At 33.6% G+C, this 15,923-nt stretch carries 15 protein-coding genes; 5 read left to right on the forward strand and 10 right to left on the reverse strand.

The genetic code is table 11. The features are described 5' to 3' along the window. The first annotated feature begins 263 nt into the window (after positions 1-263). From CHSO_RS20455 to CHSO_RS20470, 4 genes are all read left to right on the forward strand, one after another. On the forward strand, positions 264-1,904 hold the full coding sequence (locus CHSO_RS20455; protein ID WP_045500269.1) for a S41 family peptidase: 1,641 nt from the start codon (positions 264-266) through the stop codon (positions 1,902-1,904). A gap of 132 nt (positions 1,905-2,036) precedes the next feature. Continuing rightward, a complete protein-coding gene (locus CHSO_RS20460; RefSeq protein WP_045500272.1) occupies positions 2,037-3,581 on the forward strand; it encodes a bifunctional response regulator/alkaline phosphatase family protein in 1,545 nt (514 codons plus the stop codon). Positions 3,582-3,693: 112 nt separating this feature from the next. Further along, positions 3,694-3,984, forward strand: coding sequence for a YciI family protein (locus CHSO_RS20465; protein WP_045500275.1), 291 nt, complete (start codon positions 3,694-3,696; stop codon positions 3,982-3,984). After that, positions 3,984-4,748 carry an exodeoxyribonuclease III gene (locus CHSO_RS20470; RefSeq protein WP_045500278.1) on the forward strand — a complete coding sequence of 255 codons (765 nt, stop codon included), beginning with the start codon at positions 3,984-3,986 and terminating at the stop codon, positions 4,746-4,748. The genes CHSO_RS20465 and CHSO_RS20470 overlap by 1 nt, the downstream gene beginning before the upstream one ends. A 69-nt stretch (positions 4,749-4,817) precedes the next feature. On the opposite strand, the gene CHSO_RS20475 is transcribed toward CHSO_RS20470, so the two are convergent. The 4 genes from CHSO_RS20475 to rimO form a co-directional block, all read right to left on the reverse strand. After that, positions 4,818-5,189 carry a septal ring lytic transglycosylase RlpA family protein gene (locus CHSO_RS20475; protein ID WP_045500281.1) on the reverse strand — a complete coding sequence of 124 codons (372 nt, stop codon included), beginning with the start codon at positions 5,187-5,189 and terminating at the stop codon, positions 4,818-4,820. 1,040 nt (positions 5,190-6,229) lie between these two features. Next, positions 6,230-6,982, reverse strand: coding sequence for a hypothetical protein (locus tag CHSO_RS20480; protein ID WP_045500285.1), 753 nt, complete (start codon positions 6,980-6,982; stop codon positions 6,230-6,232). Positions 6,983-7,001: 19 nt separating this feature from the next. Next, positions 7,002-7,682, reverse strand: a complete 681-nt coding sequence (locus CHSO_RS20485) for a hypothetical protein (RefSeq protein WP_045500290.1) — start codon at positions 7,680-7,682, stop codon at positions 7,002-7,004. Positions 7,683-8,069: 387 nt separating this feature from the next. Continuing rightward, positions 8,070-9,371 (reverse strand): 30S ribosomal protein S12 methylthiotransferase RimO, encoded by a 1,302-nt coding sequence (rimO, locus tag CHSO_RS20490; RefSeq protein WP_045500293.1) that lies wholly within the window; start codon positions 9,369-9,371, stop codon positions 8,070-8,072. 158 nt (positions 9,372-9,529) lie between these two features. Between rimO and CHSO_RS20495 the strand changes: the two genes are divergently transcribed. Then, positions 9,530-10,867: an IS1182 family transposase gene (locus CHSO_RS20495; RefSeq protein ID WP_045500296.1), complete on the forward strand. Its 1,338-nt coding sequence runs from the start codon at positions 9,530-9,532 to the stop codon at positions 10,865-10,867. A gap of 146 nt (positions 10,868-11,013) precedes the next feature. Here CHSO_RS20495 and rfbC read toward each other — a convergent pair whose 3' ends face one another. From rfbC to CHSO_RS20525, 6 genes are read right to left on the reverse strand one after another with little or no spacing between them, the layout of a single operon-like run. Continuing rightward, the gene (rfbC, locus tag CHSO_RS20500) at positions 11,014-11,559 is read right to left on the reverse strand and encodes a dTDP-4-dehydrorhamnose 3,5-epimerase (RefSeq protein WP_045500298.1); all 546 of its coding nucleotides are present in this window, start codon (positions 11,557-11,559) and stop codon (positions 11,014-11,016) included. A gap of 37 nt (positions 11,560-11,596) precedes the next feature. After that, positions 11,597-12,166, reverse strand: a complete 570-nt coding sequence (locus CHSO_RS20505; RefSeq protein WP_045500300.1) for a sugar transferase — start codon at positions 12,164-12,166, stop codon at positions 11,597-11,599. Positions 12,167-12,177: 11 nt separating this feature from the next. Next, positions 12,178-13,314, reverse strand: a complete 1,137-nt coding sequence (locus CHSO_RS20510; protein WP_045500303.1) for a DegT/DnrJ/EryC1/StrS family aminotransferase — start codon at positions 13,312-13,314, stop codon at positions 12,178-12,180. A 12-nt stretch (positions 13,315-13,326) separates the two neighbouring features. Continuing rightward, positions 13,327-14,349: a GNAT family N-acetyltransferase gene (locus CHSO_RS20515; RefSeq protein WP_045500305.1), complete on the reverse strand. Its 1,023-nt coding sequence runs from the start codon at positions 14,347-14,349 to the stop codon at positions 13,327-13,329. Next, positions 14,342-15,358, reverse strand: coding sequence for a hypothetical protein (locus CHSO_RS20520; RefSeq protein WP_045500307.1), 1,017 nt, complete (start codon positions 15,356-15,358; stop codon positions 14,342-14,344). The genes CHSO_RS20515 and CHSO_RS20520 overlap by 8 nt, the downstream gene beginning before the upstream one ends. A 2-nt stretch (positions 15,359-15,360) precedes the next feature. Continuing rightward, the gene (locus CHSO_RS20525) at positions 15,361-15,921 is read right to left on the reverse strand and encodes a GNAT family N-acetyltransferase (RefSeq protein WP_045500309.1); all 561 of its coding nucleotides are present in this window, start codon (positions 15,919-15,921) and stop codon (positions 15,361-15,363) included. Between the last annotated feature and the right edge of the window lie 2 nt (positions 15,922-15,923).

Below are 15,923 nucleotides of genomic sequence, written 5' to 3' on the forward strand. Positions count from 1 at the left end.
AGTTAGGAATTTTAAATTTGAGGATAATTAAATTAGTATTAAATAGATGGAAGCTGGAAGTGGGAGGCTGGAAGTTATTGAGTACAACAAACAAGGATGAACCATTGATCTTCTGAATACTAATATATATTGACTTTTAGTATTAACAACCTCCAGTAACTTCCTTCTTCCAACTCCCAGCTTCCCTCATAAAATAATTCATCAAAAAACCCTTTGTTATTGTTACATTAATCACTTATCTTTGAGAAAACTCAATCCTCTTGATGAGAAAATATTCTCTTTTCATTTTTTTATTTTTAAGTCTACATTTTTCCGCACAGGTTTTATCTGAAAATCAAAAACTGGAATCCCTCTGCAGAGTTTGGGGATTCTTAAAGTATTATCATCCTCATGTAGCAAAAGGGAATCTGAATTGGGATCAGCAGCTTTTTAAAAAGATCAACGAGCTTGAAAGAATCAATGACAAAGCTGCATTAAACAATCTGTACTCCAATTGGATTGCTAGTCTTGGAAAAATTAATGAGTGTACAGAATGTCTACAGGAAACCGATAAGACTTATTTCCTGAAAAATTTTGATCTGAATTGGATGGACAATTCCGACATCTTTACTTCAGCCCTTTCTCAAAAACTGCACTATATTGAAAACAACCGCAATATGGGTAACCATCATTATATAGGAAAGGGAGGACGAAAAATTTTTTTCAAAAATGAAAATTCTTATGGCTCGCCATTTACTTCTAAACAGGTCAGCTTATTAGAACTGTTCAGATATTGGAACTATGTGGAATATTTCTTTCCTTATAAATATGAAACGGATCAAAATTGGAATGACGTTCTCACCGAAATGATTCCAAAATTCACCACTGTGAATAATGATAACAATTATCAATTAACTTTAGCCGAATTGGTAGCAAAGACTGATGATTCACACGCTTATCTTTTTTCATCCCTCATTAGCCATCATCTATATGGAAACAGAAAACTTCCGATAGAATACTCCTATGCAGAAGGAAAATTAATCATTACAAAAATTAATGACAACCGATTTCATGAGAAAGTGCCCTTCAACATTGGTGATGTTATTTATGATGTGAATGGAAAAACCATTCCGCAGATGGTTAACAGTCTTGGAAAATATATTCCAGCTTCCAACTCCTGGGGAAAAGTAAATAAGATAAAGAATAAGCTCCTTTTTAGCAAAAATGATTCGCTTTCCGTTAAGTTAGAAAGAAACGGACAAAATATGGAGGTGACTGCTAAAACTTATTTGATTAAAGATATTATTCTTAAGAAAGTACCTGTTCCTCAAAAATGGAAGTTCCTGGATGAGGAAAAGAAAATAGGTTATGTCAATATGGGAATCCTTGCTAAAGATGAAGTGAGTGAAATGTACAGAGACTTTAAGTCTTCGGAATCTATCATTTTCGACCTTAGAAATTATCCCAAGCTTACCATCATCCCTTTAAGTGAATTATTACTTCCCCAATCTACTGTTTATTATCAGTTTAACTTTCCGGAAACTAATTACCCTGGAAAATTTTACAGCAGAAAGAACAATATTGGCAGGAAGAATCCCGATTATTATAAGGGAAATGTAATTGTTTTGGTAGATGAGAATACGCAAAGCCAGGCAGAAACTACAACCATGATGTTTAAGCAGCATCCAAAAGCCAAAGTGATTGGCAGCAATACTTCGGGAGCTAACGGAGATATTATCAAGTTTAAAATTGCAGACTTAGATACTTGCTTTACCGGTCTTGGCGCTTATTATCCGGATGGAAGAGAAACCCAAAGAATCGGAATTATTCCAGATATCCTTGTAAAACCAAGTGTGGAAGGAATAAAAAACGCAAAAGATGAAGTTTTGGAAAGAGCCTTACTGTATATTAAAAATAAGAATTGAAAGCTACAAAAATGGGAAATATCACGGGGTATTTCCATTTAACTAATATTTAACTTTTAAACTCTCGAATTTGTGAGAATTTAAAAGGATTTGGTCAACATTTTGATACAATAACCATGTAAAAAATAAATTATGTCAGAAAAGATATTATGGATCGATGATGAAATAGATTTACTTAAACCTCATATCGTATTTTTAGAAAAGAAAGGTTATCAGGTAACCCCTGTTAACAACGTGAATGAGGCTTTGGAGCTTATGGATTCAGAGAAATTTGCCCTAACACTCATTGATGAAAACATGCCTGGTATTTCCGGGCTGGAAGCAATTCCTATGATTAAAGAAAAAGATAATTCTCTAAAAATAGTAATGGTAACCAAAAGTGAAGAGGAACACATCATGGAGGAGGCTATTGGTTCCCAAATTGCAGACTATATTCTAAAGCCTGTAAATCCTAATCAGATATTACTTTCCTTAAAAAAGAATCTTCAGCAGGATAATCTTGTAGAACAAAAAACTATTTTACAATATCAACAGGAATTCAGAAACCTGTCTATGGAACTATCCTACCTGAGAACCTACCAGGATTGGGCTGAATATTATAAAAAAATCCTAAGCTGGGAGATTAAGTTCGACAAGGTTGCAGATAATGAATTTGCAGATCTTTTACAATCACAGAAAGAAGAAGCTAATATTCAGTTTGCTAAGTTTATTGAAAAAAATTATGCAGACTGGCTTATTGACTCTGACAAGCCTCTGATGAGCCACACGCTCTTCAAGGAAAAGGTAAAGCCTGAAGTTGAAAAGGATAAAGTGCTTTTATTAATGGTTGACAACCTTCGTTACGACCAGTGGAAAGTGATTGAGCCTTTATTTACGAAGTATTACAATAAAGTTTCGGAAGATTATTATTACAGTATCCTTCCAACCGCTACGCAATATGCAAGAAATTCTTTCTTTGCAGGTTTAATGCCGTCAGAGATTGAAAAGCGTTTCCCGGATAAATGGTTTAATGATAACGAGGAAGGAAACAAAAATGAGTTTGAACGTGACTTCCTGGAAGATCAGATGAAAAGAATTGGCCTTGGATCCAAATCTATGAAGTATCTGAAAGTATTGAACGCAGATTTTGAAAGAAAAATCTATGATGATTTCAATCAGCATAAAAACAATGACTTATTGGTGATTGTTTATAACTTCATTGATATTCTTTCTCACGCAAAAACGGATAACCATATTGTGGATCAGCTTATCCGTGATGACAAAACGTTCCGTTCTCTAACGCTTAACTGGTTTGAAAACTCTTCATTGATAAAGATTATTAAAACAGCAGCTGAAAACGGATATAAATTGGTTATCACAACAGACCACGGAACCGTTTACGTTAAAAAGCCAAGTAAAGTAGTTGGTGACAGAGAAACGTCTACCAATATCCGATACAAAACAGGGAAAAGCTTAACGTATGACGACAGTGATGTTTGGGCAATTACCAATCCGGAAAAGCTTTTCCTTCCAAAAGGAAACCTAAGTTCGAAATATATTTTTGCTAAAAACAATATATTCCTTGCTTATCCTAAGAACTATAATCATTTTGTAAATTACTATAAAGAAACTTACCAACATGGAGGAATCTCATTGGAGGAATGTATCATTCCTATCAGTATTTTAGAACCCAAGTAGTTTTTTTCTTAGTTAATCTAATTTGAGGTTTAAAGCGGGAAAAATCAATTGATTTTTCCCGCTTCTTTTTTTATAGTCTGCAAGAGTTCATATCTTCGTAAAAAATAAAAATATGTTCATTATTTCGCTTACGTATAAGGTGACCATTGAAAATGTTGAGCGCCATATTCCAGAACACAATTCCTTTCTTCAAAAATATTATGATTCAGGACTGTTTATTACTTCGGGAAGAAAAGAGCCACGAACCGGAGGTATTATTGTCTGTAACGCTCCATCTAAAAATGTAGTTGAGCAGATCATTACAGAAGATCCTTTTCATATTCATCAGGTAGCAGATTATGACATTACTGAATTTATCCCTACGAAATACAACGAGAATTTTAAAATATTTATAGAAGACTAATGAGATTAATTACATACAATGTGAATGGAATCAGAGCCGCATTTACCAAAGATTTTTTGGGTTGGCTTAAAACTGCTGATCCGGATATCATCTGTATTCAGGAGAGCAAAGCCGGAAACGATCAGATAGACATCGAAAGCCTTGAAAAACTAGGATACCACAGTTATTGGCATTCAGCAGTAAGAAAAGGCTATAGCGGGGTCGGAATCGCCTCAAAAGTAAAACCCAATCACGTGGAATACGGTTGTGGTATCGAAAGTTATGATAATGAAGGAAGAATTATCCGTGCTGATTTTGATGGATTCTCTGCAATCTCAGTCTATGTGCCTTCTGCCTCGAATATTGAAAGACTGGATTTTAAGATGCAGTTTTGTCATGATTTCCTTGAATATATCAAAAATTTAAAGAAAGAAATCCCCAACCTTATTATATCGGGAGACTTTAATATCTGCCACGAGGCTATCGACATTCACAATCCTGTTGGCCTAAAGAATGTTTCCGGATTTCTTCCTATGGAAAGAGAATGGATGACCAATTTCATCAATGAATGTGAATTGATTGATAGTTTCAGGTTTTTTAACAATGAACCTGATAATTATACATGGTGGAGCTACAGACAAAATTCAAGGGAAAGAAATAAAGGCTGGAGATTGGATTACAACTTCACATCCTATAGCTTAAAGGATAAACTTACACGAGCTGTTATTTTAAAGGAAGCAGTTCATTCTGACCATTGTCCTGCTTTATTGGAATTAGATGTATAATGATCCTTATATCTAACAAAGCAAAAGCCAGCTGAAATCAGCTGGCTTTTTTTAATTTAAATCATAAAATTAATCGACAATTTCATATTCGACCGGAATAGTACCATGATTGACATCTCCGATCTCATCGAACGCTGCTTTAGACATGTCTAAAGATCTTGATGAATGGAAAGGTCCTCTATCATTTATTCTCACGATCACCTCTTTACCATTCTTAAGGTTTGTTACCTTAACGTTTGTTCCAAATGGAAGCGTTCTGTTTGCTGCAGTAAACTTTGAATTATCAAAGATTTCTCCGCTAGCAGTTTTTCTACCGTTAAATTTATCGTGGTAGTACGATGCATAACTTGTTTTTTTCGCATCTAAGGTATTACTTGTAAAAGAGTAAACACCTAAGGTTGAAATCATCATTATGATTACGAGAATGAATCTTTTCATCATTTTGAACTTTTATTGGTTTTGACAGGGCAAAAGTATCAGGAATCCCTATAACTCCCTATTCCATTTGTTAAAAAACGTTAACAAAAACAAAATTATATGTTAACTAACCTTGTAATCCCTTATGAATAGGGATTTTAAAGACACCTGTTAAAAAGTGTTAAAAATATTGATAAAATGTTAATTTAATTAACTAATTTATGCATAATTTCAAAAAACAAAAACCACAATAAATTGATAATCAATACATTAATAAAATAAGAAATATTAGCTATTGTCATAAAACCAGCTTTTAAAAAGCTAGAAATGTTAAGAGCTCTTATAGTATAAAATCACTAATAGAATAGCTTCAGAGCCATATAACCAGGTCTTCTAAAAATATTTTAACAACAATACTAATTGCAAAATTGGTGTTTATCAGATTATTATTTCAAATCTCACTTTATTTTTATTCCTCATTCTTTAAAAGAACATCTTTTTTTGAAAATTATCAGCCAAAAATAAGGGTTAAGAATCAGATTAAAAAGCTTTTTAAGACAAAATGCAAACCGCCTCATATAGATGATATCTGTGATCAGATCAATATAATTAATGGCTAACCTAAAAAAATAGTATCATTTAACGGCTTCTTCTATCTCTTTAATCTGTCATCCTTTCTTTCTATGATTAATGAGGTTATAGAACTATAAATTGTTTACACTATTCTATAGATACTCCTAATTATTTCATCCAGCAGTTTAGTATACCTCTAAAGAAAATTAAATTCAACAAAATATTGTTTAATCATTTAACTCTCCCAAACTCATTATAAAGGTATTTCCTTCTGAATTTATCTGCTAATAATGTTTATGATATGAATAATGAATATATAGAGTCTTCTTCAAGAATAATCTATTATGGAGTAAAATCCAAGAGCTAAAGAGTTAGTTGTTGGATTTATATAAAATATTATTCCGGTACTTGCTTCAATATTCTGGTAGCATATAATAAAAAAGCCGATGAAAATTAAATCATCAGCTTTTATAAATTATAATTAATTAAAATTAATTGTTCGTTTTTGTATATTCTACAGTATAGTTATATGTTCCTGCAGGATAAACTACTGACATACTTGGTGAACCAGTTATAAAAGAACCATCAGGCGCGTATGAATATACACTGTTTGAGTATACATTGTTTGTTCCTGACTGATAAATTGTAATTCTATAAAGGCTTCCTGGGCTTGCTATTGCAGCCTGATTTGTATATGTTGTAGGCGCTGTAGAAGTTCCACTAGTGGTAAAGGTTCCTCTCTTAGCATATATTTGATTTCCGTTTATTGATGTATTTGTAGTTGTTTCGGCCGTAGCAATATTAACTTTCGGGTTTGCACCTAATGGTAACCATCTTCCTGTTGAAACAGCAGCAGCACCAGTAGCAGTACCTGCTACGATAGGGTTAGAGAAATAATAAAACCCTGGAGCTACCGTAGAAGCAACACTTGGATTATTAGCTCCTGTTAACGTGTTTCCAGTTCCTGTGTTGTAAACAATCATCCCATCAAAACCTGTAGGAAAATTGATCCCATCAAGGTTGTCGGTTTTAAATACCCATGTTGTAAGGTTAGTTCTTGGATATACTAAACCTTTACCATTGGTATTAGATGAATTGGCACTTGGATCAAAATTTGAACTTGCATCCAAGAATACATTTTCATCTGTAACTGTAGAAACAGGTGTTTGGTTGGTTGCTATCTGAGCATGAGATAAATTAGATGATAGGAAACAAAATATGCTAAATAATACTATTTTTTTCATTGTATTGGATTTTTAAATATTAGTTATACGATATTGAAACCCATTTTGTACCATCAGACACAAATTGTTTTCCTCTAAATTGTAAAACAGTAGCAGTACCTGCAACGGGAACAGCATTCGCAGATATTACAGAAACTGTAGTTGCAGATGTATTCTGATTGGAAATCACCACTACTCTACCAGCATTTGCAGGAGTAGCAGCAGGTAAAGTAATCGTAACTCCTGCAGCAGCAGCTGTTACAATAAAGAAATCACTATTAGCAACTGTATAAGCCGCTCCAGTAACTGATGCAGTAGTACCTACGATACCTTCGTATCTTTGAGTTCCACCTCCACCACCTACAGGTTTCCAGACGTTATTAGTGTCTGTACCATCATAGTAATAGAATCCTGTTGCAGTAATATTAACTGTCTTACCAGTTCCTGTTCCACCCAGTGCGTTAACAAACACAAGTGCACCATTCTGGGCACTTGCTCCAGTTGGTGAACCATTAGCGTATGCACTAGCTTTGTTTTCTAAATCTAGTCTTGATAAACGAGGGACCAAAACGGCATCAGGTCTAGAAGCATCTGTAGTATTAGCTACTACATCTAGAGTTGCGGCAGGTGTGGACGTGTTAATCCCCACTCTCCCTTGCTGAGCCTTGGAAAGAGCCGTAAAGGCAACGAGCATAGTTGCTGTTAATAAAAATTTTTTCATAAGTTTTTAAAGATTTTAATTACATTATTTTTCATCAAAATTTCCAAAAAGGAAAATGTATCTCAACTTGCGATTATTATCTTAAGGCTAATATAAATAAAAAAAATATATTTTTTGAGTTTTAGCCCCAATTTTAATAAATAACTTATTGATAGCATATGATTTAAAAACATTGCTTATGCCGCAAATTTAAGACATAATTTTTTAATTTACATACTTTATGACAGAAAATTAAAAAATCTTAATATTTAAAAGATGCAACTAATTGAAATACAATTGTTTAAAAAAAGATAGCGTGAAATTATTTATGTTAAATCCTATTAATATCTGATTTTTCACCTCTCAGAAAGCAAAACTTTTATTCCTGATTAATAATGTTTTATATTTCTATAATAATTCACCGTATAAGTCGAATTCTTCTGCTGAAGTAATCTTCACGTCTGCAAATTCTCCGATGGAAATATAAGTATCTTCAGCGGATACCAAAACTGTATTATCTACGTCCGGAGAGTCGTATTCTGTTCTTCCGACAAAATAGTTCCCTTCTTTACGATCGAAGATACATCTGAACACTTTCCCTACTTTTTCCTGGTTCTTTTCCCAAGAAATCTGAGACTGCACTTCCATGATTTCTTCTACCCTTGCTTCTTTTACTTCCTGTGAAATATCATCTTCCAATACATAAGCACCGGTATTTTCCTCGTGAGAATAGGTAAAGCATCCTAATCTGTCAAATTTCTGCTCTTTTACCCAGTCTTTAAGTTCCTGAAATCGTTCTTCAGTTTCACCCGGATATCCTACAATCAGGGTTGTTCTGATTGCCATATCGGGAACTTTTTCTCTGAATTTTCCTAAAAGTGCATCTGTTTTCTCATGGGTTGTTCCTCTTTTCATTGATTTCAACAGATCAGAATTGATGTGCTGAAGAGGAATATCTATATAATTACAAACTTTAGGTTCTTCACGGATAATATCCAAAACATCCTCAGGAAAACCGCTTGGGAAAGCATAATGAAGACGGATCCACTCCACTCCTTCTACTTTTACTAGCTCTTTCAGCAAATCTCCCAATGCTCGTTTTTTATAAATATCCAACCCATAATACGTTAGATCCTGAGCAATAAGAATTAATTCTTTGGTTCCTTTTTTGGTCAATTTCTGAGCTTCAGAAACCAACTTCTCAATAGGAGTAGAAACGTGACCTCCTCTCATCAAAGGAATAGCGCAGAAAGAACATGGTCTGTCACATCCTTCTGAAATTTTAAGGTATGCATAATGTTTAGGAGTAGTAGTTAATCTCTCTCCTACCAATTCATGCTTATAGTCTGCACCAAGATGCTTTAATAACATAGGAAGATCTCTTGTACCAAAATACTGGTCTACATCTGGAATTTCTTTAACCAAGTCTGGTTTGTATCTTTCGGAAAGACAACCTGTAACGAATACTTTTTCTACTTCACCTCTATTTTTAGCCTCTACATAATCTAAAATGGTATTGATAGACTCTTCTTTAGCATTATCAATAAATCCGCAGGTATTAATAACAACAATATCTCCACGGTCTTCATGAACCACCTCTTTTCCATTGGCTTTCAGCTGGCTCATTAATACTTCAGAGTCATATACATTTTTGGAACATCCAAGTGTAACTACATTGATTTTTTTCTTCCCTACCGATTTTGTACGCATCTTTTTGATTTTGAGTCTGCAAAGATACAAAATATTAAAGAGTAAAGATTACAAAAATAAAAAGAGGCTGTCTCAAAAGTGAGGCAGTCTTTTTTTGCAAGCATAAAAAAAGGAAAGCTTTTGCTTTCCTAATATTTGCAAATTGATTAATTTGCTGTGTGTTAAGTAATTCAAAGGTAGTCTTTAAAGATTACAATCCCAAGCAAAATTTTCTATTTCCTCCGAATTTATCGGAGTTAATAGAAGCTAATCATCCTGTACGAATTGTTTCAGAAATTATAGACGGTCTGGATATCAGTAATTTAATCCGTAATTATAAACCAGGGGGCACATCGGTGTATCACCCGAAAATGCTTTTGAAAGTATTGGTGTATGGCTATTTGTGTAATATTTATTCTAGCAGAAAGCTGGAACAGGCTCTCAAAGAAAATGTTCATTTTATGTGGCTCAGTGCCATGAATCGTCCTGATCATAATACTTTGAACCGTTTTAGAAGTGAAAGATTAAAAGGAGAACTCAAAGAGATCTTCGCACAAATTGTAGTGTATTTAGAGAAAGAAGGGCTGGTAAGCCTTCAGACTATTTTTACCGATGGTACCAAAATAGAAGCCAATGCCAATCGTTATACATTTGTATGGGGAAAGGCGATCAAAAAGAATAAAGAACGTATAGAGTCCCAGCTTGAAGATTTGTGGAATTACACTCAGGAAATAGCTGGGGAAGAAATGAAAGATACTTCTGAGGTAACCTTTAAGTCTATGGATAAAGAAAAAATAAAATCTGCTATAGAAACGATAGACTCTACTTTGAGAAAGAAGAAAATCTGTCCTAAAGTCCGTCAGAAGATTAATTATGCAAAAAAAAACTGGCCGGATAACCTTGAAAAATATGAGAAACAGCAGGAAATTCTCCGGGGCAGGAACAGCTATTCAAAAACAGATTCTGATGCTTCTTTCATGCGTATGAAAGAGGATCATATGGGTAACGGACAGCTTAAAGCCGCTTACAATCTTCAGCTCAGTACCGAGAATCAGTTTATCCTTAACTATACGCTGCATCCTAATCCTGGGGACACTAAAACACTGCTCCCTCATATTGATAATTTTGAACATCTTTATCGTAAAACTCCCAAGGAGATAGTGACTGATGCAGGATATGGATCAGAAGAGAATTATATTTTTCTTCAAAAGAGAAAAGTCAAAGCCTATATCAAGTATAATTACTTTGATAAAGACCAGAAAACTAAAACCATAACTTCTTCACCTTCTAATCCAAAACTTTCAAAGCTCCGGCATAAGGCTCATAAGCTTCTTAATACCAAACGTGGAGTAAAGCTTAGAAAACAAAGATGCCACGATGTAGAACCTGTTTTTGCTCAGATCAAACATAACAAAGGATTTAAAAGATTTATGCTTAGAGGACAAAATAAAGTCGAAATAGAAATCGGCCTGGTTGCTATTGCTCACAATCTAAGAAAATTAGCGCTTGCAGGGTAAAATCTGCTCTTTTTTAAAAAAAATACATCCACAACTCATCAAAAAACTAAATCCTAAATAATTAAAATACAAAACTAAGTCCCTCACAAAAAATTGCAATAAAAAAGAGACTGTCTTTTGAGACAGCCTCTTTTCAATAGTATACTTTAAAAGTTTTTTTCTTTAAAGCCAGGGGCATTTTGGTCTTTTTCTGAAAGGACAGCGTCTTTTTCATCAATCTGCCAATCTATATTCAGGTCGGGATCATTAAATCTTACACTTCCTTCTGATTCTTTATTATAAAAATTGTCACATTTATAAGAGAATACCGCATTTGTACTTAATACAGAAAAACCATGTCCAAAACCTCTTGGTACATAAAGCTGCAACTTATTTTCTGCTGTGAGTTCAATTCCGAACCACTGTCCGAATGTAGGAGAATCTTCTCTAAGATCTACCACCACATCCCAAACGCTACCTTCAAGACAAGAAACTAGTTTTGCTTGGGCGTGCTCCCCTTTCTGAAGATGTAATCCTCTTAATACGCCATAAGATGATTTAGAAATATTATCCTGAACGAAATGCCCGTTCATTCCTGTAAGTTCTTCAAACCTTTTTTCGTTGAACTTTTCAAAAAAGTAACCTCTATCATCTTCGAAAATGGTAGGTTCTATAATATAACAGTCTTTAAGTGGGGTTTCTTTAATTTTCATAATTTATTGGATCCTTATTAATTATAGGGGTTCAAATTTATTTTAATATTTTGAAAATTGTTCTCCATAAAATTCTCAGATCTTCTCTGAAAGAAATATTTTCAAGATAGTTCAAATTCATCTTTACTTTATCCGGAAATATTATATTATCGTTATATGACAAAGGATCTTTCTGAGATTTTAACAAAGCATCTTCATTACTATATTTAATACTTGCTTCTGAGGTTAATCCGGGTTTTAATTGTAAGACTTTCCGATTTTCTCCCTCAAGGCTATCATAATATCCTTCAATGTCAGGACGAGGTCCTACAAAGCTCATATCACCTTTTAAAATATTAAAGAGCTGAGGAAGTTCATCAAGTTTATACTTTCTGAGTATTAATCCTATTGGGGAACTTTTTCCTTTTTGGGGGTCAATTGTTTTTAATTTATAGATAATAAAAACCTTTCCATTCTGCCCAACTCTTTTTTGAAAAAAAACGCCGTTAGACCGGGTATCCAGGCTTGATATTATAAATAAGAGAATTAATAGAGGAAATAAGGGAAATAATAAAAGAATTGATAAAACACAATCAAAAATAATTTTCCCAAACCTTCTATAATTCATCAGAAAAAATATTAACCTTTAAAAAACTTATTGATTATAGTTGCAATCCTTTCTTTTTCTTCTTCTGTGAGATTAGATCCCGATGGCAGACACAATCCATCCTCAAATAATTTCTCAGAAATATTTGTTCCATAATAAGGAGCGTCAGCAAAAACAGGTTGTAAGTGCATAGGCTTCCAAAGCGGTCTTGATTCAATATTATCTTCTAAAAATGCAAGCCTTAGATCTTCACGGTTTTTTCCTGTAATATCTGGATTAACAATAATTGCAGAAAGCCAATGGTTGGAATAAAAGTCTGTATTTGGCTCAGAGAAAACATCTACTCCGTCAATATCTTTAAAAATATCAACGTAAAAGCTATGCATTCCTCTTCTCGCTTCTATACGATCTTTCAATACTTCCATCTGGCCTCTTCCAATTCCGGCCACAATATTACTCATTCTGTAATTGAACCCGATATGAGAATGCTGATAGTGAGGAGCATTGTCACGCGCCTGAGTTGATAGAAAAACAATTTTATCTTGATCTTCTTTTGTGTGGCATACTAATGCTCCACCACCTGAAGTCGTTATAATTTTATTTCCGTTGAAGCTCAAAACTCCGAAACGCCCGAAAGTTCCACAAGCCTGTCCTTTATATGTTGATCCTAAAGCTTCCGCAGCATCTTCAATAAGGTCTATTCCAAACTCTTTAGAAATAGCAGTAATCTCATCCATTTTTGCAGGCATTCCGTATAGGTGAACAACAATGATAGCTTTAGGTTTTTTACCTTTTTGAATCCTGACTTCAATAGCTTCTCTTAATGCTTTTGGGCAGATGTTCCAGGTTTCTTTTTCACTATCAACAAAAACAGGAGTTGCTCCGCAATACGCAATAGGATTGGCAGATGCTGAAAATGTCATAGATTGACAGATCACTTCATCGCCGTATTGAACACCTGATTCAATTAACGCAAGGTGAATGGCCGCTGTTCCTGCAGATAGAGCTGCAACTTTTACGTTTTTATTTAAAAAATTTTCTAAATCTTCTTCAAAGCCATTCACATTAGGACCTAACGGTGCAACCCAGTTTTCTTTGAATGCTTCGTTGATATATTTTTGCTCGTTGCCTCCCATATGTGGTGAGGAAAGCCAGATTTTATTATTCATGTTTACGTATTTTTATTCACTGCGATATAATGGGAAAAAGCTACTGTTTTTGTTACCTATTTTTTCTGACAGCTCGTTATATCTTTTCTCATTAATAATATATTGCCATACTTTAAATTCACATTGTTTATTAGAGAAACCGGATTTAAATCTAAAAAGTGAGTCTTCATCACTTCCTCCTACGCCGCCACCTAAATGTAAAGCTTCCATACCTGCATTATTTCCCAACAATCTAGCTTCATCCAATATTAATTTCATTGGAGTTTCTCTTATATACTGTTCAGTGGTTCCCGCCAGATGATACTGCATTATTTTTTTTGTCATTGTAAAGATTGCGCCGGCAGTAACTTCTTCATTGTATTTAGCCAAGAGCAATTTACTGTCAAAGTTATCATTTTTAAGAAAAGAATTGAAATATTCTTTTGTAAAAAAATACCCCGGAGAAGCATTTACACGTTCCATTGTTTCATAATAAATGGAAACAAAAGCATCAATATCATTTTGGTCTTGAGCTTCAGTCACATAAAACTCTTTTCTTTTCAGCTGATTGATTTCAGATTTGTTTGATTTTCTGTATTGAGCTCTTTGCTGCTCTGGAGAAAGAGTAAGGTCAATCGCAATAGTTTTGTTAATGTCAATTACTTTTCCAAAATCTTCAAAAAAAGAAGAATGCTCAATCAAAGGATGCAATCTAGAAAATGCAGAAACAATACCGTTCTCTTCACAATATGCATTAAATGATTCTTTGAAAAAAGAGCTGAACTCTGGATCAAAATTAAAATCTTCTTTGTTTGTGACTGGCCCTGCATATCCGTACACTGATGTACAGTCAAAGAGACCTGTTTCTCCTATTGGTCTTATAACCAAAGGTAATGCAATAAATTCCTGATCGTTATAAGCTACAAAAAGTTTACTGTTAAAAGTATTATCTATTGAATGATAAAATGAAGTATGATGGAAATCATAGACATTTGAGGACTTAACCACTTTATTCCATTCAGGCAGTAATTGATCAATAATCTCAAATCTATACATTTTCAAAAAAACTGTTTATTTTGTTAGCTATATGTTTAATTTCTTCAGAAGAATATCTAAAATCCATGTGAACACATAATATTCTATTCTGTAAGTTTTTATCTCTTTCAAAAATTTGATCAGGCCATAAAACAGCCGGAAAAATTTTATTTTTAATCAGATATTCTCTTAATTGATCTCTTATTTCTTGGTTTTCACAATAAAGAATAAGGCAAAACCCATTGTTTTTATTAGCTACTTTAAACTGTTCAGATCGCAAAAGTGTTTCAACTCCCAGGATAATGTTTTCATTAGTGGCTGCAATTAAATTCTCTATAGAGTATGTCTGTAACTGAGCAATTGCCTGATCAGGTAAAAGAGAATCCGTAGCATGGTCTTCAAAAATATGTTCTGCCTCTTGATAATATTTTCTGTACAGATCATTATGCTCCAATTTACCTTCCAGATATTCTGTTTTGAGAAACATTGCTGTTAACTTCTTTTGATAGGTTTGTACGGCTGTTTGTGTAACTTGTAAATCGTCTGAAAAAGATTCTCCTTCTTTTAATATGCAGAAACCACCCGCTCCTATAGGGATTTGTTTTCGTAATGATCCAAAATAATAATCTGCAGATGATTGATTACTGCTCAATAAATCATGGGTTATATCTTCTATGGTCACTGTATTTTTAAGAAAATCAAGGTTCGCTTTCTTGATTCCAAAAAAATTAACATTAACGATTACTGATCCGGGATTATCTTCCCAAATAATTTCATGATCTTCCAGAGGATTATATTCGTAAAGAGTAATCTCAGCATCTAAGTCCTTACAAAATGTTACTACTTCATGACAATAATAACTGGGAAACCCTACTTTTTTCCAGCCATATTTTGATATACCGAATTTAAGCAGGTTATAGATCGCTACTCTTCCGGAAAAAAACAAAGTCAAATTACTTTGGCTAAGAAATTGACTTTGTTTTTTTTCTGAATAAATAAAATGAAAGTCTGAACCAAATTCTTTATTCATTATTATTTTTTCCAATAATTATTTTCTTCAATAAGTTTGAAATAATCATCACGGGTAATTCCTACTACAACTTCGTCCCACCATTCATTTTTTCTGAAGTAATGATTTTTTTTGATTCCTTCTACTACCCAACCACATTTTTTTGTGTATACTCCGATGGATGCTTCATTATAAGAGATCATTGAACCGTTCATTCTCATAAGTCCCAATTCTTCAAAAGCATAACGGTTCATAGCCATGATGGTATCTACACCATATCCTTTTCCCCTCATGTCTTTATCTCCTAATAGCATTCCATGAAAACCGTTTCTGTCTTTCCAGTTTACATTTACAAGATTGGCCATTCCAATAAGACCTAAATCTTCAGTATCGATTGCAAATCTTTGATTATTGGAATTTAATGATAATGTTTCAAACCATTTTTCCTGATCATTCTTATTTGATGGAAAATGCCATCCACCTAACATATAATTAATTTCAGGATCATTCGACCATTTATGAAGCAGTTCTAAATCTTCTCTTTCTATTGCTCTTAGCACAACTTTCTTCCCTCTGATGTTCATAT

Origin of the sequence: Chryseobacterium sp. StRB126 (genome assembly GCF_000829375.1) — a bacterium.
In the GTDB taxonomy this organism is placed as follows: Bacteria; Bacteroidota; Bacteroidia; order Flavobacteriales; family Weeksellaceae; genus Chryseobacterium.